At 57.5% G+C, this 19,737-nt stretch carries 15 protein-coding genes; 4 read left to right on the top strand and 11 right to left on the bottom strand.

Features of this window, described 5'->3' with window-relative positions; all coding sequences use genetic code 11:
• Positions 1-46 precede the first annotated feature (46 nt).
• The 4 genes from VN622_16805 to VN622_16790 form a co-directional block, all read right to left on the bottom strand.
• Entirely contained in the window at positions 47-1,450 is a 1,404-nt protein-coding gene (locus VN622_16805; protein HWR37524.1) for an ammonia-forming cytochrome c nitrite reductase subunit c552, read from the bottom strand.
• Positions 1,447-1,944: a cytochrome c nitrite reductase small subunit gene (gene nrfH / locus VN622_16800; GenBank protein ID HWR37523.1), complete on the bottom strand. Its 498-nt coding sequence runs from the start codon at positions 1,942-1,944 to the stop codon at positions 1,447-1,449. The genes VN622_16805 and nrfH overlap by 4 nt, the downstream gene beginning before the upstream one ends.
• An 89-nt stretch (positions 1,945-2,033) precedes the next feature.
• Complete coding sequence (locus tag VN622_16795; GenBank protein ID HWR37522.1) at positions 2,034-2,306, bottom strand: hypothetical protein; 273 nt, start codon at positions 2,304-2,306, stop codon at positions 2,034-2,036.
• 66 nt (positions 2,307-2,372) lie between these two features.
• Entirely contained in the window at positions 2,373-2,744 is a 372-nt protein-coding gene (locus VN622_16790; GenBank protein HWR37521.1) for a hypothetical protein, read from the bottom strand.
• A 235-nt stretch (positions 2,745-2,979) separates the two neighbouring features.
• Between VN622_16790 and VN622_16785 the strand changes: the two genes are divergently transcribed.
• On the top strand, positions 2,980-4,128 hold the full coding sequence (locus VN622_16785) for a TIGR04053 family radical SAM/SPASM domain-containing protein (GenBank protein ID HWR37520.1): 1,149 nt from the start codon (positions 2,980-2,982) through the stop codon (positions 4,126-4,128).
• 83 nt (positions 4,129-4,211) lie between these two features.
• Here the strand turns inward: VN622_16785 and VN622_16780 are convergent, their stop codons facing one another.
• Together VN622_16780 and VN622_16775 are read right to left on the bottom strand one after the other, a co-directional pair.
• On the bottom strand, positions 4,212-4,895 hold the full coding sequence (locus VN622_16780) for a response regulator transcription factor (GenBank protein HWR37519.1): 684 nt from the start codon (positions 4,893-4,895) through the stop codon (positions 4,212-4,214).
• Positions 4,888-6,669, bottom strand: coding sequence for a histidine kinase (locus VN622_16775; GenBank protein ID HWR37518.1), 1,782 nt, complete (start codon positions 6,667-6,669; stop codon positions 4,888-4,890). The genes VN622_16780 and VN622_16775 overlap by 8 nt, the downstream gene beginning before the upstream one ends.
• Positions 6,670-7,094: 425 nt before the next feature.
• Here VN622_16775 and VN622_16770 point away from each other — a divergent pair, with 425 nt between their 5' ends.
• Positions 7,095-7,523, top strand: coding sequence for a hypothetical protein (locus tag VN622_16770; GenBank protein ID HWR37517.1), 429 nt, complete (start codon positions 7,095-7,097; stop codon positions 7,521-7,523).
• 83 nt (positions 7,524-7,606) lie between these two features.
• Positions 7,607-8,050: an OsmC family protein gene (locus VN622_16765; protein HWR37516.1), complete on the top strand. Its 444-nt coding sequence runs from the start codon at positions 7,607-7,609 to the stop codon at positions 8,048-8,050.
• A gap of 86 nt (positions 8,051-8,136) precedes the next feature.
• Here VN622_16765 and VN622_16760 read toward each other — a convergent pair whose 3' ends face one another.
• The 5 genes from VN622_16760 to VN622_16740 form a co-directional block, all read right to left on the bottom strand.
• The gene (locus VN622_16760) at positions 8,137-8,538 is read right to left on the bottom strand and encodes a helix-turn-helix transcriptional regulator (protein ID HWR37515.1); all 402 of its coding nucleotides are present in this window, start codon (positions 8,536-8,538) and stop codon (positions 8,137-8,139) included.
• A 253-nt stretch (positions 8,539-8,791) separates the two neighbouring features.
• Positions 8,792-9,874: a J domain-containing protein gene (locus VN622_16755; protein ID HWR37514.1), complete on the bottom strand. Its 1,083-nt coding sequence runs from the start codon at positions 9,872-9,874 to the stop codon at positions 8,792-8,794.
• A 128-nt stretch (positions 9,875-10,002) separates the two neighbouring features.
• Positions 10,003-10,185 (bottom strand): hypothetical protein, encoded by a 183-nt coding sequence (locus VN622_16750; protein HWR37513.1) that lies wholly within the window; start codon positions 10,183-10,185, stop codon positions 10,003-10,005.
• A 188-nt stretch (positions 10,186-10,373) separates the two neighbouring features.
• Positions 10,374-12,314 (bottom strand): molecular chaperone DnaK, encoded by a 1,941-nt coding sequence (dnaK, locus tag VN622_16745; GenBank protein HWR37512.1) that lies wholly within the window; start codon positions 12,312-12,314, stop codon positions 10,374-10,376.
• A gap of 195 nt (positions 12,315-12,509) precedes the next feature.
• Positions 12,510-13,235, bottom strand: coding sequence for an FAD-dependent oxidoreductase (locus VN622_16740; protein ID HWR37511.1), 726 nt, complete (start codon positions 13,233-13,235; stop codon positions 12,510-12,512).
• Positions 13,236-14,904: 1,669 nt separating this feature from the next.
• Between VN622_16740 and VN622_16735 the strand changes: the two genes are divergently transcribed.
• Positions 14,905-19,473 carry an IPT/TIG domain-containing protein gene (locus tag VN622_16735; GenBank protein ID HWR37510.1) on the top strand — a complete coding sequence of 1,523 codons (4,569 nt, stop codon included), beginning with the start codon at positions 14,905-14,907 and terminating at the stop codon, positions 19,471-19,473.
• Positions 19,474-19,737 lie beyond the last annotated feature (264 nt).

Here is a 19,737-nt window from a genome sequence, read left to right as displayed (position 1 = left end):
TGTACCAGAAAAGCGGCACGAATGCGGTACGACTGTGAGTCGCGCTTTATGGCTTCGCGGCCGCCCTCAGTGGCCGAAGCGAGAGCTGACCCTGTCGCGACATGTTGATGGAGTCCGCCAGGATCCGTCCAGCTTCTTCCGGCGCGTGGAATCCGCTCGAGTTCTCGGCCTCCACGAAGTCAAGATAGAACTGCGCGCGGCGCTGGAAATCGCGTGCCGTGGCGAGGTCGGCATCGGAGTAGCCGGCTGCCTTGGCAGCTTTCAAATCGGCGATAAGCGCCATCAGTGCGTCCATCGCCTGGTTGCGAAGTCCGAAGACGCGTTCCTGAAGGGTTTCGACGCGCAGCTTCAGCTCCGCCTCAGACCATTTATGGCAGGTCTGGCAGGCGCGATTGATATTGAGCACAGGGCTGCGTACGTTGTGGTCGCTGATCTTGAGAGCACCTTGACGCATGTAGGGCATGTGGCAATCGGCGCACGCCACGCCGGAACGCGCATGGATGCCCTGGTTCCACATCTCGAACTCGGGATGATGCGCCTTAATTACAGACGCACCGGTGTCGGCATGAGTCCACGTCGTGAACTTCTGCTCGTCGTAGTACGCCATGATGTTCTCGACCTTGATGCCCTTGGCCCAGGGATAGGTCAGGCGCTTTTCCGGTCCCTTGAAGCAATACTCGACGTGGCACTGTCCACAGACGAAGGTGCGCATCTCCTGACGCGTAGCCATCGTATTCACGTCATAGTCCTTAACGCCTTGCGAGGCTTTGAGAGCGCGGATGCCTTCGATAAAGCCGGGACGCGTGACCCGCAACTGCATCGTCTTGGGATCGTGGCAATCGATGCAGGCAATTGGGAACTGGACCTTCTTGCGGGCGTCGGAGTAGTGCATCTGGTTCATCTTCTCGAAGCCCTTGATGAGGTCTCCGTCGCCCAGTTGCTTGTACGGCACGTAAACGGACCCGTGGCAGTGAAGGCACGTTCCGGGCTGTTGCGCCGCCTGCTGGCGTCCGGTGAAAGCCTGATCGTCCAGCATGTAGGCATGGCCGCGCTTCTTGCGATAGTCCGCCGAGAACGAGTAGCCGGCCCACATGGTTTTCAGGCGCGGGTCTTCTTCCAGCCGTGACTGCGATACCACTGATCGCGGATCGGCCTCCGTTGGCGTGCGCGGCAGGGCTTCGCTACCGCCGAACTTCGTGCGCTCCTGGTCTACGGTTCGCAGATAAAGGTCGTACTGCTGCGGGAAGTTCTTGGCCCAGATAGCCGGGTCCACGGTTTCATCGGTGAGTTCTACGACGCGATAAAACGGATTCCGCGCCTCCTGCTTGTGTTCGAAGATGTTCACGAGTAGAGCGGTAAGTCCGGCCGTAGCAAGCGCGGCAACGACCGCGACGACGATTACGATACGAAGCGTGAAGCGCGCCGGCTTATCGGAGCGTTGTTCGGTCATGGCTGGTCCTCGATACTGTTTATGGCAACGGCGCCGATGGCGCCGAGGTGTCCCACACTGCTGTGGCAACGCACGCAGGAAAATCGTTTTGCCTCGTCGCTATGCGCACCTTCAATGGCAGAAACAATCTCCTGGTGGCACTTGCGGCAGGCGTCTTCCGTTACCTGGTGGTTGCGCCTGGTGATCTGAATGGGGTCCGGGAAGCGGCCAGTCGTGAAGTAAAACGAATGCCAGAATCCATTATTGGCTTTGACCGCGTACTTAGGAATCAGTCCCGAAGGTGTGTGGCAATCATTGCAAACGGCCACAGAGCGGTGGCTGGAGTTGATCCAACCGGAGTAGTAATCCTGCATTACGTGGCAGTTGGCGCAGGCGGCGGGGTTGTTTGTCAGGTACGAATAGCCTTTTGCGTAAATGAAAGTGTAGCCGCCCACACCCACCGTCAGGCCGACGAGAACCCCGAGCAGGATTGCAAGCAAATTTCGATTCGTCATAATGCGAGCGGGCTCCCAACAACTTTGCTTACACACAACTCTGCTTACACCCAGTTGCAAGGTGAGTTGCGCATTGTCGCACGCGCCCGTCAGGATAAGCCAGAGTTGGTGTTGGATATTCCAGAGGTGGTTCCAATGCGGGAAATAATGATGCCGCCCTCGGCATCGACCACCACCGTGAACTGCCCGGCACACTTGTCGCAAAGCCAATAGTGCTCTATGCGCGGCCTACTGCTATCCCAGAGTAAGTCTTGCGCGACCTTCGACGCGGAAGGACTGGGACGTTCGATCCGAAATATCCGGCCTGACTGCATCAATCCGAATGAAGCGTTGCATTGCGCATTCGCACAGGTCGTAATCATGTTGCGTCTCCAAATTGGGAGGAGCAAACCACTAAGTTCTGAACCGAGTTGGGGGAACGGAACTGATCAGCTCACCCTTCGTGATGGCTGTTCCTCCAGTTGCGCGATCGTGCTTTGAAGCCACTCCTTCAATGCGTTCTCAAGCTCTTCGAACTGTTCACTTTTCAGAAAATCGGCAATGGTCTGGCCTGAAGATTTCAGTGGGATATGCTCGCAGGGCACATCCTCCACCTGGCTGGCAGTTGGGACGAACTCGTACAAAAAGCATTCGTGGCAAGCATGAGGGCGCAGCGGCTGCCCGTGGTTGAGGCACGTAAGGGAGCCCTTGAATGGCGAAGCCGCCTGGCGTGAGTGCCGCAGACGCTCGTAGCCGCCCTGCTCAAGGAAATTGAGTTCGTATCTGAGGACGGCCAGCACGTCGCGAGAATCGTGGCTCATGGCTGCACCTCCACGCTCAGTGCAGAGGCGCGCGGCAAAACGCGCCGGGCGATTGCCTTTATTGTGCCGCTGGCTGGAAGCGGCCGAAGTGACGTGGGGCACGCGGACTGGTGATATCGAACCGCTTGGAAAACGGGGTTCCAGGGGAGTTCGCTCAACTGATCTTGAAAAACAATTTCAGGAAGTGTGACTGAAATCACAGCCTGGGGGAAGCCCCTCTGGCAGCCTGAAGGTCATGGACATGAAGGTGAACTTCGACGAGCGGCCATTCATCGTTATATGGGAAACGACGCAGGCTTGCGACCTGGCATGTTTACACTGCCGGGCCTGCGCGCAGCCACTGCGGAATGCGCTGGAGTTGAGCACCGTGGAGGCAAAGCGGCTGATCGATGAAATCGCCGAAATGCAGGCGCCCGTCTTCGTCATGACCGGGGGCGATCCTCTTAAGCGTCCCGACATCTTCGACCTGGTGCGTTATGGAGCGGAGCACGGCGTGCGGACGTCCCTGACGCCGAGTGCGACACCGCTGCTCACCCGCGAAGCAATCGTGCAATTGAAAGAGGCTGGTCTATCGCGGCTAGCTGTCAGCCTGGACGGTCCGAGAGCTGAGATTCACGATGCCTTTCGGCGTGTCCCGGGCTCATACCAATGGACATTGAACGCCGTGCGCTGGGCGCGCGAGATCGGCTTGCCCGTACAGATCAATACCACAATCACTCGCCACAACCTGCAATATTTGGACGAGATGATCGCATTGCTGGAGACGCTCGATATCGTTCTTTGGAGCGTGTTCTTCCTTGTGCCCACGGGACGCGGGCAGAATATCGATTTGATTTCAGCGGAAGAGTTCGAACAGGTATTCGAAAAAATGTACGAGACTTCCATGCGTGTGCCGTTCGATATCAAGAGCACCGAGGCACAGCACTATCGCCGATACCTGATGCAGCGCCGAACGGAAGCGAATCGGGAGAGCAGGGCGGGAAGTTCGGCAAGCAAGATGCCGTCGTTCATCGGCGTGAGTACACCGGATGGCATCGGTCGCGCAAGCGGCATCAATGACGGCAAAGGCTTCGTGTTCATTTCGCACATGGGAGAAGTTTTCCCCAGCGGGTTCCTGCCGATGAGTGCAGGGAACGTGCGGAAGGAATCGTTATCCGATCTATATCGCAATTCTCCGTTGTTCAAGTCGCTGCGAGATAGCGACAACCTGAAGGGCAAGTGCGGCGACTGCGAGTTTAGGAATGTGTGCGGAGGCTCTCGCGCCCGCTCGTACGCAATGACAGGCGACCTGTTCGCCGAAGAACCTTGTTGCGTTTACCAGCCGAAGAGCAGCGCAGAGAAGCGTAAAGCCGGACGAGAAGCCGCAATGGCCAAGGCCGAGTAGGCGCGGAACTCAGTCCAAGTTGTCGCGGGCGGCGAATCCTGCCGGGTTCGCCGCCCCACTTTTGGCCGCGATCTAGAGCGGTGTTACTTCGGGGCGCTACTTCTAAGGTCTACGAGGCTGTTGTTTATGGCGAAGAGTGCCAGTTCGAGACGGCTTGACACGCCAACCTTATCGAAAATGTTCGTCAGGTGATGCTTTACCGTGTCTTCGCTGAGCGCGAACTTCTGCGCGATCTCTTTGTTGCTGAGGCCAGAGACGATGGCAGAGAGAATGTCGGTCTCACGGCGAGTGAGACCGTAGCTCTTCGCCGGTGATGGAGGCTCGTTGGCGGCCCGATCGCGCAGGTACTGCACCATGTTTGCCACGGCCTCCCGTCCTACCCAGAACTGGCCCGACATCACGGTGCGAATGCTTTTCATCAGCAATTGCGTCGCGGCATCCTTCATGACCACGCCACTGGCGCCCATCTGCAATGCTTCTACAATCTGGCGCTTGTCAATCGCGGCAGTAAGCAGGATGACGCGAACCGGAGACTTCTGGGTCGAAAGCGCGCGAAGTGTCTCCAGGCCGGGCACGCGAGGCATGGCAAGGTCGAGCAGGAGGACGTCGGGATTTGTTTTCTCAACTAGAGTGAGAGCTTCAGCACCATCGGCTGCTTCGCCCACGACGGTAAATTCTCCCTCCGACTCAAGCAAGCGCCGCAGGCCATCCCGAAAGATGGTGTGGTCGTCAGCGATGAGGATTCGGACTTTGTCATTCTTATCCATGGAATGCCTGTCCTTTATGGGGTAGAAAAATTTCAAGGCGTGCGCCGCGTCCGGGAGTCGATTCGATCCACAACTCCGCGCCGATGTTGCGAACGCGCTCTTTGATAATACTTGGCCCTGTACGCTGTGTGTTCAGTTCTTCAAAGCTCAGCCGCCCAGCAAACTGGAACCCGCAGCCGTCATCGTCGATGATGAGCTTCCACCCCCCATTCTCCAGGGCGAGACGCACCATGACGTTGCGAGCGCCCGCATGTTTGCGGATATTCACGAGAGCTTCCTGAAGGATTCGGGCGAGTTCGCGGCATGCGTGCGGGGAGATTTCGACCTCCTGCAGGTCGGAACTGAAGGTGGCCGATATCCCGGTATCCCGGCGGAAGCGGTCCACGGTGTCGAAAAGGAAATCAAGGAGTTGCTGCGGTCCCATATCAACTGGTTTCATGTGCTGCATGAGTTCCCGCATGTTCAGCACTTCAAGCTGAAGCAGTTGCTGGATGCGGTCTAGTTCGCCCGCCATGGGGATGGCGCTGCGTTCGGCCTGGCGCCGCAGCACGTCAACCTGCATCTCCACCGAAATGAGCGACTGTATGGCACCGTCATGAAGTTCACGCGCAACGCGAGCGCGCTCAATCGCTCCAATATGCGAGCGTAGCCGGCGGATGAGATAAATGCTGTAAATCGCTGGACCGGTGCGCCGCAGCAGCTTCTCGGCGAACCGAAGTTCACGAGTGATTCCGTAACCGAGTTGCGCATTCAGCAGCAGAATACGGCAGGACCAATCGTTGCCAAGTTCGTGAAAAGTCGAAACAACTGAAGTCGGCTGCTGAGTCCAACAGGGGAGCGGCTGAAGGCGGCGTCCCGGTTCGCGCGTCACCACGTCACCGGCCAAAGCGATCAACTCGGGGCCATATTTTCCGGCCGTATAAAAGAATGTCCGAGGCTCACCCTGCAATTCGTACGCTGCCGCTTCCTCGGCTGGGATCTCGCGCACAAAAGGGCGGGGAGTCTGCGCTGTTCCGTTCGGCGTCTGCCACAGGTACAGGCGATTGCTGCTCAGGTTTTTCATCAGCACGCAGGCATGTGAAGCGCCGTATACGTGAATGAATGCCGTAAGTGTGGCTTGCATGCTGCCGGAGAGGCCAGCGTTGGCCTGCACGGAGAGAAGAACACGGTTAATGAGCGCGCTCTCCGCTCGCCGTTCTTTCTCGTTCTCGGCAAGATAGCCAATCATGAATCCGAGCGCGATCAGGTAAGAGCATCGGATGATGAGGTGTTTTACGTCGAATTGTCCTTCAAGCGCGAGCTGCTGCAAGGCCGGAGGCCCGTCGCTGAGCAGCAACGCTTCTAAATTGAGCAGGCCAACCCCGGCGAGCGCTGTCGCCACGCATTCGTAGAAACCCCAGCGGAAACCTGCCGCAACCAGGGCGAACACAAAGTAGGTGACGAATGGACTGTTGGGACCTTCGGTGAAAAGCGTGATCAGGAGGGGCCAGAGAACATCAAGACCGTGCAAGCCCAAAATTGCCCGAGGCCCAACGGAGCGATAGCGCAACCATACGACGACTCCCAGGCTGTACAGGACCCAAAAGATGAGCAGCACGTGGGCAAGCCTGGCGTAACCAGGCGGGTCGGGAGCGTCGACGAGGACGGCAACGAAGGAGAGCAGCGCCAGGAAGGCGCGCGCGACACCTAGAAAGCCTTCGACCGCATCGCGTTCGGCTTGATGCAGCGGAGAGTGGAGTCGCTTGAGGAAACGTTTTGATTTGGGCCAGCGCACGAATCCGGAAATCCTGAAATGAACCGGTGGGAGATTATTCCCCAAACTCGCTGGAACCGCAACCTTCGTGCATCGCACAGGCCCAAAAGCGGCAGTAGCCGCCGCATCCCTGTGTTGCTGAAGCGACGACAGTCACGGGCGCGTGTGACTACGCTCACTGAATGCATCGTGAAGCAGACCTACGCTGGTAGTGCCGAAAATGGCCTTCCGCGACAGCAAAGGCCATGTGCCGTTGGCTTCGCGAAACCATCTTCGGTGAGCAGCCAAGGGCTTCCTCAACCTCCCGGACTCCGGCCAGACTTGGATGCTTCAGCAGGAGGGTAGTATGCGGCCAAACCGGCAAGCCCAGCACGACAGTGCGATAACAGCCCGTGAGATCCCGCGCTTCCGCTCTTCCCACCCCTGCTCGAAAGGAGAAGAGAATCATGAAACGACAGCGCTTTTTGACAGCTTCGTTCGTCACTGCTCTATTCGCGGTCCTGCTGGCGCCAATGCTGTGGGCCCAAAAACCAGCGGGCACGACTGGCCCCAAGTATGACCTTACGACGGAAACAAAATTGAAAGGAACGGTTGAAGAGGTGAAACTCGTGCCAGGTTCGGCGGAGGGCACCCATCTGCTGGTAAAATCCGGCGCCGGCGTTATGCTTGTCCACGTTGCGCCAGAGAAGTTCCTGCAAGAGCTGGAAGTCGCCTTCAAGACAGGCGACCAGGTTCAGGTCATGGGCTCGAAGCTGAAGATCGACGGAGTCGATGAGGTGCTCGCGAGAGAAATTGCGATAGGCGCGAACACGCTCATCTTGCGCGACAGGAAGGGAACGCCTGTGTGGCAAGGCTGGGAGCCGGAGAAGCGATAGCGTAGTCCGCCAGCAGCACTCTGGCCTAACGCGATTCTCTGGACCGCGCTAGCAGGCGTCTATAGCGCTTGCAAGGAGATGCCATGGAGAACAGGTATGAGTACAGGGCCACGGCCTACTGGGTCTTAGCGCAACGAGGCATCGTCTCTGCCGAAGACGTGCCACAGGCTATCGAGTTTTCCTCGCCTCCCGAGTTCGGCGGCGAAGGGAATATGTGGACGCCCGAACACTTTCTGCTCTCGGCAATCGCATCATGCTATCTGTCAACGTTTCGCGCAATTGCCGAGCATTCGAAATTCGATACCGTTTCGCTCGACGTCTCGGTGCAGGGTGTATTAGAGAAAGAGCCGGGCGGGTACCGCTTCACGAATGTACGTATCCAGCCGGTGTTGACGGTCATGCATGAGGACGAGAAAGAACGCGGGCTCAAGCTGCTGGAGAAAGCGGAGCGCGCTTGTTTGGTATCGCGTTCACTGAACAGCACAGTCAGGCTGCAACCGAAGATTCAAGTAACTACCGCTGTGTAAGAGGGAACTTAGCAGTTGAAGGCCTTGTGTCAGCGAAAGGAAGGCAGCCGCGATGGGCTGCCTTTCTTGCATTTGCGACACTCGGTTCACCGCCTGCGCTCTTTGCCATCAGGCGGGACGACGACTGGACCGCGGCGCAGGGGAACAATCGCATCGGAGGTGTGCATCTGTGCGGCGGCGCGAGCTGCAACCTCCTGCTGCACGTAGCGCACGAACTCCTGCATCTGTCCCTGCATCTGCTCCATACGCTCTCGCATATTGAGAATGATGGCAATTCCCGCGATGTTCACACCGAGGTCGCGCGCCAGCGACAGGATGAACTCCAGCCGCTTCAGGTCTTCCTCTGTGTAGAGACGAGTATTGCCTTCGCTGCGCGACGGCTTCAGAAGGCCCTCTCGTTCGTACAGCCGGAGCGTCTGCGGATGGATGTCGTACATCTCCGCGACGACCGAGATCATGTATGCGCCTTTGCCTTTTCGCTTCGTCATAAGAGTTGCTCAGTTGCCCAGTCCGTCCGTTCAGGTGCCGTCCCTGCGGGACTGTTCTCTTTCTCGCGTTGACCCAGCACTCACGTGCTGGGCTCAGGGCTGCTGCCCGTTAGGAGGGCTTTTCTGCTCGCGCAAGTTGGCCAGCTGCACTAGGCTCCGCTTCCCTCGCCAGCTTGAAATTGTCTTCCTGAGCGAGGGCGCAAGCCCGAGTCGAAGGATCCCTTTTGCCAGCTTGACTCTTCTGACATCCTTCTTACACGTTTCTGAATAACTCCGTCCTCGGGTCTTCCGGATTCAGCTTCTGCAATTCGCGCAGTATCTCCTTCGACTTCTCATCGTGTACCTGTGGGACCACGACCTTGATGGTGACAATCTGGTCACCCGTCTTGCCCTGTAGAGTTGGCGACTTCACGCCTTTTTCGCGCATGCGGAGTTTTTGGCCGCTCTGCGTGCCCGGCGGAATCCGCAATTGTGCGCGTCCGTCGATGGTGGGCACTTCGGCCTTAGCGCCCAGCGCAGCTTCGGTCACGGTGACCGGTACAGTGATGTGAATGTCATCGCCGTCGCGATGGAAAACCGGGTGCGGCTCTATCTTGACGATCAGGTAGAGGTCTCCGGGTTGCCCGCCGCGCGGCCCGGGATTGCCGCGTCCAGCAAGCCGTATGCGTTGGCCGTCGCGGGTTCCGGGCTTCAGATTGACCCGGATTGTATCGGTGCGCATGGAGCCGCGTGCGTCTGGTCGCTGAATGTTAAAGCTCAGTTCGCGTCCGCGAATAGCGTCCCAGAAACTGACGGGTACCTGGTACTCAAGATCGCTGCCGGGCGTGGGGCCCTGCGGTTCCGTCGTGAAGCCTCCACCGCTGAAGATGCTGGAGAAGATATCGCGAAAGCCCCTGCCTCCGCCTCCGCCGGCCTGTCCGGCCTGACTGAAGTCGAAGTTCTCAAAGTCGATTGGGATGTCCTGATGTTGAGTACGGCGACCAGCGCCGTACGGGCCTCCGCCCGGAAAGCCACCGAACCCGCCCGCGCCAAATCCCGGACCGCTGTTGGCGTTGCCGCCACCCGCGCGTGCGTAAGCCTCAGCCGTGGCCGGGTCGATATTGTCGGAGTAGAAGCCGACCTGGTCGTAGATCTTGCGCTTTTTCGGGTCGCTGAGAACGTCATTGGCCTCGGATATCTGCTTGAACTTTTCTTCCGCCTGCTTGTTACCCGGGTTCACGTCCGGGTGATACTTGCGCGCAAGCTTTCGGAACGCCTTCCGTATCTCATCCGAGGAGGCGTCCTTCTTGACGCCGAGCATCGCGTAATAATCTTTGTTGGTCTGCGTCGTTGCCATTGATCGGTTCTCGGGTTCAGTGCCGCCGAACGCCAATCAAGGCGATCCGACGCGTACGTATTTTGCACATTAGTTCTTACAATCAGTTCTTACACGTCAGTAATTCTTACGAATCAGTGCGCACAGAATTAATTGATGATTGTGCCCTGTTCTTCATCGGCGAAAATCATTGGGCCAAAGAACGGAGCCGTATCGGCGTCCACCACCGGTACCTGCTTAAATCCCTGCTTTGTTGGAGACAAGAGATACCACTTGTCATCGTCCGGAACAAAGTTCAAAAAGTATGTCGTACCGTTTACCTCGAATTGCACTACGTTTACCTCACCTGCCAGACCCGTTTTCGGACCCAGCACAGGGTTGACCCCCGCCCGTAATCACCGCGGCATTATGCGCGGAAGGGGCACCGTCGGGCGCCCCTCCGTGGATAGCCGATGTTGACTGGTGACGTGAGCCGACTGTCTTGAGCTGCCCACTGGCAACTGGCCACCGGCACCTGCCCTTAGTTCTTCTTTTCGTCCACGTCAACGTACTCGGCGTCGATCACGCCCTCGTCTTTCTTCGCGCCGCCGGCAGCGCCGGAGGCGTCGGCCTGGGCTGCGCCGGCAGCGCCGGAAGCGCCCGCCGGTTCACCCTGCGGAGCTGCCTGCTTGTACATGGCTTCCGCAAGCTTGTGCGAGGCCTGTTGCAAGCGATCGCGCGCCGTATTCATGGCGCTGAGTTCGCCGCCTTCCAGTGCCTTCTTGGCGTCAGCGATTGCGTTCTCAACGTCGCCGCGTTCGGAGCCGGAAATCTTGTCGCCATTCTCGCGCAGCATCTTTTCGATCTGGTACACCATGCCGTCGAGCTGATTGCGGGTCTCTATCTCTTCGCGCTTCGTCTTGTCTTCTGCCGCGTGCGCTTCGGCTTCCTTGGCCATCTTGTCGACTTCGTCCTTGGAAAGCCCGGAAGACGACGTAATCGTGATCTTCTGGTCTTTGTTCGTGGCGGTGTCCTTGGCCATGACGTTGAGGATTCCGTTCGCGTCGATGTCGAAAGTGACTTCGATCTGCGGTACGCCGCGCGGCGCCATCGGAATGCCCGTCAGGTGGAACTTGCCGAGCGTCCGATTTTGAGCGGCCATGGGGCGCTCACCCTGCAACACGTTGATCTCGACCGAGTTCTGGTTATCGGCCGCGGTGGAGAAGATTTCGGTCTTCTTCGTTGGAATCGTGGTGTTGCGCGGGATCATCGGCGTAGCCACGCCACCCAGCGTTTCGATAGCGAGCGTCAGTGGAGTAACGTCCAGCAGCAGCAGATCCTTCACCTCGCCGCCGAGCACACCGCCCTGTAGCGCCGCGCCGATTGCGACAACCTCGTCCGGGTTCACGCCACGGTGAGGTTCCTTGCCGAAGAGATCCTTTACCAACTTCTGGATTACCGGCATGCGCGTCTGCCCGCCAACAAGGACAACCTCATCGATCTTGTCGGGCGTGACGCCTGCGTCTTTGAGTGCCTGCCTGCAGGGAGCCATGGAGCGCTCAACGATGTCTCGCACCATCTCTTCCAGCTTGGAGCGCGTGAGACGCTTCACCAAATGCTTCGGCCCGGTTGCGTCGGCCGTAATAAACGGCAAATTGATCTCGGTTTCCATCGTGGTGGAGAGCTCGATCTTGGCACGCTCTGCGGCGTCGCGCAGACGCTGCAATGCCATTTCGTTACCCTTGCCGCGAAGGTCCAGCCCTTCGTCCTTTTTGAACTCTTCCACGAGCCAATCGACGATTCGCTGGTCGATGTTGTCACCGCCAAGGTGCGTGTCGCCATTCGTGGACTTCACTTCGATTACGCCTTCGCCAACTTCAAGAATCGAGATGTCGAAGGTTCCACCGCCGAAGTCGTACACGGCGATGGTCTCATCCTTCTTCTTGTCCAGACCGTAGGCGAGCGCGGCTGCGGTAGGCTCGTTGATGATGCGCTTGACATCGAGTCCGGCAATGCGTCCGGCGTCCTTCGTGGCCTGTCGCTGCGCGTCGTTGAAGTACGCGGGCACGGTGATGACAGCTTCCGAGACGGGTTGGCCAAGGTAGTCTTCCGCCGACTTCTTCAGTTTTTGCAGAATCATGGCCGAAACCTGCGGAGGCGTGTGCTCCTTTCCCTGCGCGACAATGGCCACGTGATCGCCCGATTGCACGACCTTGTAGGGCACCATCTTCATTTCTTCGCTAACTTCGTCAAATCGGCGGCCCATAAACCGCTTGATCGAATAAACCGTGTTTTCGGGATTGGTGATGGCCTGGCGCTTGGCAACCTGGCCGACTAGGCGTTCGCCGGACTTCGTGAATCCAACGACAGAAGGGGTAGTGCGGCCACCCTCCTCGTTGGGGATAACCTTGGATTCGCCGCCTTCCATGACAGCTACGACCGAGTTGGTGGTGCCAAGGTCAATACCGATAATCTTTCCCATTGAACCTGCCTCCTGCGTTGAATACCAAATAAAGCTTTGCTGCTTAACAACTTACAATCCAGCTTAGCCTTAACTACGCGATTATAATAGAAATTGAGTGCATTGCTGTCAACGTTTTAGATGCGATTTTACAGGCTAGGATGCAGATATCTGGGACATGTGGCGCCGGACGGGGTTGTTGCTGGGCAGGGCGGCTCAGTCGTAGCGTTCGTAAACGATCTGCTTCCGATCCCAGCCAAGCTCGTCTTTCAGCATGGCGCGATTCGCGGACACCATATCATTGAGTCCGCAGATGTAGGCTTCCATATCCTTGCTGCCATCCACAATCTCGCGCACGTGGTGCTGCACGTACCCGCGCGCGCCGGCCCATGCGTCATCCCCTCGGCTCAGCGTAACGATGTAGTGGAAGTTGGGATTCGCGGCCGCGATCTGTTCGAATTCTTCGCGATAGTAGATGTCATCAGCGTAGCGGGTGCCGTAAACGAGCCAGAAATGGTGTCCATGGTGACGCGAGGGATCCGCAAAGAGCCACTGCACCATGCCACGGAAGGGTGCGATTCCGGTGCCGGTTGCAATGAAAACTGCGTCACGGCGGGGTTCGCGCAGGACGAAGTGTCCGTGCGGGCCGTGAAGATGGACAGCGGTTCCCGGCGGCACGTCGCAAAGATAGTTGGACATGAAGCCTTCATCCACGCGGTTCAGGCAGAGGTCGAAGGTGTTGTCGTTCCGCGGAGGTGAAGCGAGGGAATACGCGCGCGTGATCTCTTTCCCGTCTGGCTTAGGCTCGCGCACGGAGATGAACTGTCCGGGTGCGAAGTCAAACCTTGTCAAAGCGGGGATTTCAAACTCGAGATGCTTTGTCTTTTCCGAGAGCTGGAGCGACAGCTTCAGCTTGGCGGTGATCAGTTCGCGTTCGACCAATGCTCAGTTCACTTTCCGGTGGTGTGCTTTCATTGTACAGGGCTGGAGCCAGCAATGAGAATGCCCGCTCTTTCGGATGAAGAATGAACCCGCCCGCCAGCGTGGGTACCGAAGATGCACAACGAGTTAAAGGCAGGGAAGTAGAGCGTTTCGAAACTAAGGGCAAACGAAAGCCGCGGGTTGTCGGGATAATGACTGACTTTAGTCAGCATCCATCCGTGTTATCCGCGGCTAGTACTACCTAGAGAGGCGAAATAGTGTCCTTAACTTCGGCCAGGCTAAATCTTTTAATTCGGAGCCAGCATGTGGAGCGAAACGTGCCATATTCTAACTCTCGCGCGGCATCCGTCTTCAGGAACTCTCAAGACGCCGAAAAAGTTTCATTAACTCGTCCCAAAAATACCCTTTCTACTTGCTCTCCTTAGCAACGGAACCCGGACACCAAGTACGACACCCGGCGCGGGGCATTAAGCAGGAATGAAGGCGGTAGTGGCGCTGCGCGATTCCCATTCCAGAATAGTGAAATACAAGCCCTGTTCGCGCTCGCTACCTAGCTCTGGACTTCCTCGACCCAGAGGAAGGCTTTGAATTGGCCGCCGTTAATCGCGATACTCTGGATTTTCCTTCGGCCCAGGCGTACAGTCTCGGCTTGATTTTCAATCTTGGCATGTCTCCTTTTGCACGGCTCGATCCCCGGATTTAGCCGCTCTGACTTTCTTCTCAGTTCTTGCTTGTATCGCAGGTGTTAGGCCGCGCTCCCCAGCCGCGTTTTGGTGTGTGCGAAGTTCTTTGCGGAAGAAGCGCTCGTGAAAGCGAGTCTGTTTGGCACGGATATTGTTAGGGACAAAGATGATTCAGAAGGACTTGCAGAGTTCATAAGACGTTGAGAACCGACGAGGTCCTGCGCGGATCGGTTCCGAAGACGTTTCGAGTCTACGAAGCAAACGGCACGAGCGTGCTGGATTTCAATGGAAGCAAGGTCGCAAGTATCTTCTGTTCATATCCTTTTCGAAAGAAGACGGCGGCTGGGTACTGTAGGCAGGGGAAACTCGGGGCCACTGAACGAACGCACCCAGTCTTAAATCAAGTTGTTGCGGTCGGGAACGATCGTAGCGGTTTCGGTGTCATTCATGGCGCCATCAACACAAACATCGGAACATCGGGATCTCCTCGCGTTCGGGTCGAAGCCGCACGTACGCATTCACGTTACGCTACCCAGACCGATTCTGCTGGCCGGATCAGAATTCGAGTGCCACACGGAGCTCATCGCCTTTTCAAAGGATGGCAGTTCGAAACGCATTTCTAAGTTACGGAGTCGCAAGCCGTTTGAATGCCGCAAGCGGGGGATGTGTGCGAGTCCGACTGACCGGCATGAACACGTCGCAGTCCACCGAAGGAGAGCCGCGCGAACGATGTACCGATAGAGAGCGATAATACGGACACAATCTGAAGGATGGCCTCCGCGAGATTATCCGCAACCGCAGACGATAAATTCCGCTGCCCCCGCAGAGATTGCCCGAAAGAAGGGTCATTGCTGTTGAGAAATGCACCCGCCATTTTTGTGTTCATTAGTTGAGAGTTCCCGTCGTACACTAATTCGCCGCTTTCTGAGTACCCCCAACTCGAATCTGGTCGCAAGGCCTACTGGAGCGGCGTCGTTGAATTCACCATGTACCGGGCGGTCTCAATGCAAAGCAGAAAGCTCTCTTACTTTCTGTCGTATCTTCTTATGACTCTGTTCTTTGTGTCCTGCGGTGGCGGCGGTGGCTCGCAATCAGGGTCCCCCTCGGATCCGTCGAACACCGCCCCGCAGATTTCCTCCTTATCACCTATGTCCGTAATCGCCGGCTCGAGTGCGACAACGCTGACGATCAACGGCAGTGGCTTCATAGCGGCATCGACCGTTCAGTGGAATTCGGCGTCTCACGCTTCAACACTCGTGAGTGCAAACCAGATCAATGTTTCACTAACTGAGGCAGATACAGCGACGGCTGCGACGGTTCAGGTGAAAGTCACGAACCCGGCGCCGGGAGGCGGCACCGCCTCTGCATCATTCACGATCAACAACCCGGTACCGACCGTTTCCGCCATTACTCCGACCACGGCGAACGCAGGCCAGCCGGACACGACTGTCACCATCACCGGGACGGGTTTCAATGCTTCGTCGGTTGTAAATGTGAATGGCGCGAGCCGTGTGACGACATTTGTCAATTCAACGCAATTGAAGGCGACACTACCCACCACTGACTTCTCCGGTTCTGGCACACTTCAGATAATTGTTACGAATCCCGCTCCCGGCGGCGGGACTTCCGTCGCGTCATCCGCAACGACAGTAACGGTGAACAATCCCGTCCCGGTCTTGCAATCCATATCCCAGGGCAGTGTGAGTGCTGGCACGCCTGCTACGCTGACCGTGACAGGAACGGGATTTGCTGCGAACTCCGTAGTGCAAGTAAATGGCGCACCAAGGGCGACAACTTACGTCGGCGCGACGCAGCTTCGGTTCGCGACGACCGCGGCCGATGTCGCCGCGATTGCAACACTGCAGATATCAGTAATGAATCCTGCTCCCGGCGGCGGCACTACGACCGAATTGCCTGTTGCGGTCGTCTATCCAGTGCCGACGATCTCCTCACTTAACCCGCCAGCTGCAACGGCAGGAGCGGGTTCGTTCGTACTGTCCGTCCAAGGATCAGGCTTCTTTCCGACATCGACGGTGCAGTGGAATGGTGTCGCGAAGCCGACTCAATACGTCAGCGCGACGAAATTGACCGTGCCCATCATGCCCGCCGACATAGCCACTACTGGAACAGCGCAAGTGACGGTGATGAGTCCGGCCCCCGGCGGAGGGACTTCCACGCCGGTGAACTTCAGAATCGACAACATCGCGATCACCGATATCCACCCACAGAATTTGTACGTAGGATCTCGCGACACGCTCATTGACATCTACGGTGGAAATTTCCAGCAGGGGTGCGTCGCCCAGTGGAATGGTGCGGCGCTCGTTACTACGTTCGGAACCTCAACGCACATCCAGGCGGCGGTTCCGGCCTCGTCATTAACGCAGTTGGGAACCGGACAGGTGACAGTCGCGAACCCGGACGGCGTGACTTCTGCTGCGGTTGCAATCGGTGTGATCGCGAACCCGGTGCTGGTGCTTTCCTCCCTGTCTCCGCGCGCGGCTCCAGCAGGTTCAGCGAGTATCGATCTGACACTTATGGGTACCGGCTTTACCAATGCTTCAACGGCTTACTGGGATTCAAAGCCGTTACCGACGACATTGAGCAGCGGCCAGCTTCGCGCGACTTTAAGCGCGGCTCTGCTTCAAAAGCTCGGGACTTACAACGTCACGGTGACGAATCCGGGTCCGGGCGGAGGCGGCACATCATCTGCACTCGTCTTCTCGACGTACTTGCCGCTACCGTCCAACGATCTCGTCTATAGCGCGTGGTCGAAGCTGCTGTATGCTTCGGTGCCGAGTACTGCGGGAAGCTTGGGCAACAGTATCGTGGGCGTCGATCCGGTGACCGGCAATGTGATGAACTCCGTCTATGTCGGCAGTGAGCCCAATAAACTCGCTCTTTCGAGCGACGGTAAGGTTCTGTGGGTCGGCATCAACGGGGCGGGCGCAGTTCGCAAAGTCGACCTGGTCACCATGACCGCGGGCATCCAGTTCGGACTTGGAGGTGGGCAAGGAGTATACAACCCGCCTGCGACGGCGCTGGACTTGGCAGTAATGCCTGGTTCTCCCGAGGCTGTGGCCGTTTACACTCAGGCATTTCCGAACGCGACTATCAGGATTTTCGATTCAGGCGTCGCACGCGCGAATGCGTATACCGGCGGCGGTTATCTCGCGTTCAATTCGATGGGCAACAAGCTTTACACAATGGCTTCCCCGAGCGGGTGGGGCTCAGGATACGCCGTACTGACGATCGACTCGAGTGGCATTGCAAGCTCTACTGTAGTTGGTCAGAGTGTCACCACTAACGGTCTGAAGTACGACAATGGCCGCGTATATACAAGCAACGGCACCATGCTGGACGCCGAAACCGGATCGTTGGTTTCAACCTTCTATTCGCAACCTAACTCCGTCGCGAGTGGAGCAGTCGCGCCGGATTCGACGATCGGGAAAGCTTTCATCGTCACTTCCAGCTACTCGAGTTCCAGCGAGGTACTTGCATTTGATACAAACGCGTTCGTGAAGACAGGCTCGATTCCGGTTACCGGACTGGACACTTCCGTGAACCCACGTGCCCTGGTCAGATGGGGACAGCAGGGGCTGGCGTTCCGTACCAAGTCGCAGATCTACGTACTGCAGTCGAACATCGTTAAGGACACGAGTGCAACGCTGGCCGATGTTGCCGTCACGCTTAGCGCTCCAGCCTCTGCAGCGACAGGTGCAAGCCTCACCTACACGGCAACGGTCACGAACAATGGACCAAACGCCGCAAACAACATTGACTTGATCACTAGCTTGCCTGCGGAAGTCACGGTTTTATCTGCAACTCCAGCGCAAGGCACTTGCTCGGTCGGCGTAGTGTCACGCTGCAACCTTGGCAGCGTCGCCGCTAACTCGAATGTTCAGGTGCAACTGGCGGTGATACCAAATGCGGCCGGCAGCTTGGCTGCATCCACGACCGTGAGTGCAACCGAAGGGGATCCAACGCCTGCAAACAACTCGGCGACTACGTCGGTGACAGCTACAGGTAACCCCTATTACCCCGTGCCCCTGATTGCGTCAATCTCCCCGAAGATGGTGGCGGTCGGCGCAGATACATTCACGCTAACCGTGAATGGCGGCGGCTTCAACATGGCCAGCACGGTGCAGTGGAACGGAAACGCGCTGCCAACAACGTTCACTGACGGAAGTACGCTCACAGCGACGGTTGACAGTTCGCACATTACCAATCTCGGTTATGCGTGGATATCAGTCTCTTCGCCCTCGCCTGGTGGAGGTACGTCGGCGAGCATTCCGCTCATGATTTACAGGCAGATCAATCTCGATGCGAACCAGATCACGTATGAGCCGTTCCGACGCAAGATCTACGTGAGCGTTCCGAGCACCGCGACGCAGGTGACGGGCAACAGTATCGTCTCAATCGACCCTGCCACCGGGGCGCTCTCTAATCCGGTCAACATAGGCAGTCAACCGAACCAACTGGCGCTCTCCGACGACGGCAACTACTTGTTTGTCGGATTGGATGGAAGCAATTCGATTGCGCGATTTAACCTAGCAACGAACACGACGGATTTCAGCTTCTCGCTTGGCAGTAGCAGTTACGGTGACACCTACAAGCCGAGGACCTTCGCCGTCGCCCCTGGTAACGCCAACCTCCTAGCAGTCGATACAGGATCCTGGACGGGTATCGGGATCTATGACATCAGCGGTTCGACGGCCACGCATCGTGCGATCTTCACCGGACCGTATACAGGTTCGTCAGTCGCATTCGGCGACAGTACGCATCTCTACTCCTATGACTCGGATACCTCTGGTGCCGAGTTCTCACGCTGGACTGTTGGCGCCAGTGGGTTAGCCACTCTGGACAATTCCACTTTGAACGGCATAGGAGGATTCAGCGGTTCGTTCAAACTTTCACGTGGACTCGTCTTTGGTGGAGGCGGAGGTGTTGCGGATCCGTCCACGACGCCACCATCCATGTTGGGCCAGTTCTCTGCTTTCGGGTCGGTTGCACCGGATGCATGGCTCGGTCGCAGCTTCTTCTTGGGCTGCCCCCAGAGTGTTAACTATTACTGCTCATCGAACAACACGCTTCTTGCTTTCGATCAGCGCACGTTCCGGCAGACAGATTCCGTAACGGTCCCGACGACTCAGAGTGGAAAGAATCTGATCAGGTGGGGGAGCGATGGACTGGCCTTCACGGCTCAGAGTTCATCCGGGTCGGCGGGAACTGGCGAATTGTTCATACTGCGTGGGCCATTCGTCATCCCACAAATTGGAGTCGCGAATGGCATTCCGAACGTCGCTTCGGTGACGCCGAGCCAATTGGCTGCAGGTAGCAGAAATCTGTACCTCACGGTAACTGGCACAGGTTTTGTTGCCGGAGCGTTTGCCCGTTGGAACGGTTCCGACCGCACAACGTACTTCGTCGATGCAACACATCTGAGTGTCGCAATTCCAGCAACGGATCTCGCATCCGCTGGAACGGCGAGCATAACCGTGATCAATCCGGGTTCGGCAGTGGCGTCTGCGCCAGTGTCGTTCACGATCTCACAGTAGCGGTGCTATCGTTGCGCCCGGGCAGAACAACGCCCGGGCTTTCTCTTGCACCCAGCATATCTTCATGGATGCGGTCTCTGGCACCGTGCCCAATATCCTATAGCTAGCCTCCGAACTCGGTAATGATGAGACCCATTTCGGGATACCGAAACGAAAGCCCTGTTCTCGCTCGCTATCGTAGACTTCTTCGTCGGTAGGATGGGACGAAGGCTGCTGATCGAGCGTCGGGGCCACTTTCGCTAGGATTTGCGGTGGGGCGACCAG

This window comes from Clostridia bacterium, from assembly GCA_035561135.1.
Classification (GTDB): domain Bacteria; phylum Acidobacteriota; class Terriglobia; order Terriglobales; family Acidobacteriaceae; genus DATMYA01.
Note: the sequence above shows the minus strand (reverse complement) of the source record. Positions and strands in the feature narration are given on the sequence as shown.

What these genes read in the sequence shown, in the direction of transcription:
- VN622_16780 (HWR37519.1), bottom strand. Translation starts at nt 4,895, where the DNA reads ATGGATAAGAATGACAAAGTCCGAATCCTCATCGCTGACGACCACACC.
- VN622_16795 (HWR37522.1), bottom strand. Translation starts at nt 2,306, where the DNA reads ATGATTACGACCTGTGCGAATGCGCAATGCAACGCTTCATTCGGATTG.
- VN622_16755 (HWR37514.1), bottom strand. Translation starts at nt 9,874, where the DNA reads ATGGCAACGACGCAGACCAACAAAGATTATTACGCGATGCTCGGCGTC.
- VN622_16760 (HWR37515.1), bottom strand. Translation starts at nt 8,538, where the DNA reads ATGACGAAGCGAAAAGGCAAAGGCGCATACATGATCTCGGTCGTCGCG.
- VN622_16790 (HWR37521.1), bottom strand. Translation starts at nt 2,744, where the DNA reads ATGAGCCACGATTCTCGCGACGTGCTGGCCGTCCTCAGATACGAACTC.
- VN622_16765 (HWR37516.1), top strand. Translation starts at nt 7,607, where the DNA reads ATGGAGAACAGGTATGAGTACAGGGCCACGGCCTACTGGGTCTTAGCG.
- VN622_16770 (HWR37517.1), top strand. Translation starts at nt 7,095, where the DNA reads ATGAAACGACAGCGCTTTTTGACAGCTTCGTTCGTCACTGCTCTATTC.
- nrfH (HWR37523.1), bottom strand. Translation starts at nt 1,944, where the DNA reads ATGACGAATCGAAATTTGCTTGCAATCCTGCTCGGGGTTCTCGTCGGC.
- dnaK (HWR37512.1), bottom strand. Translation starts at nt 12,314, where the DNA reads ATGGGAAAGATTATCGGTATTGACCTTGGCACCACCAACTCGGTCGTA.
- VN622_16805 (HWR37524.1), bottom strand. Translation starts at nt 1,450, where the DNA reads ATGACCGAACAACGCTCCGATAAGCCGGCGCGCTTCACGCTTCGTATC.
- VN622_16735 (HWR37510.1), top strand. Translation starts at nt 14,905, where the DNA reads ATGTACCGGGCGGTCTCAATGCAAAGCAGAAAGCTCTCTTACTTTCTG.
- VN622_16785 (HWR37520.1), top strand. Translation starts at nt 2,980, where the DNA reads ATGGACATGAAGGTGAACTTCGACGAGCGGCCATTCATCGTTATATGG.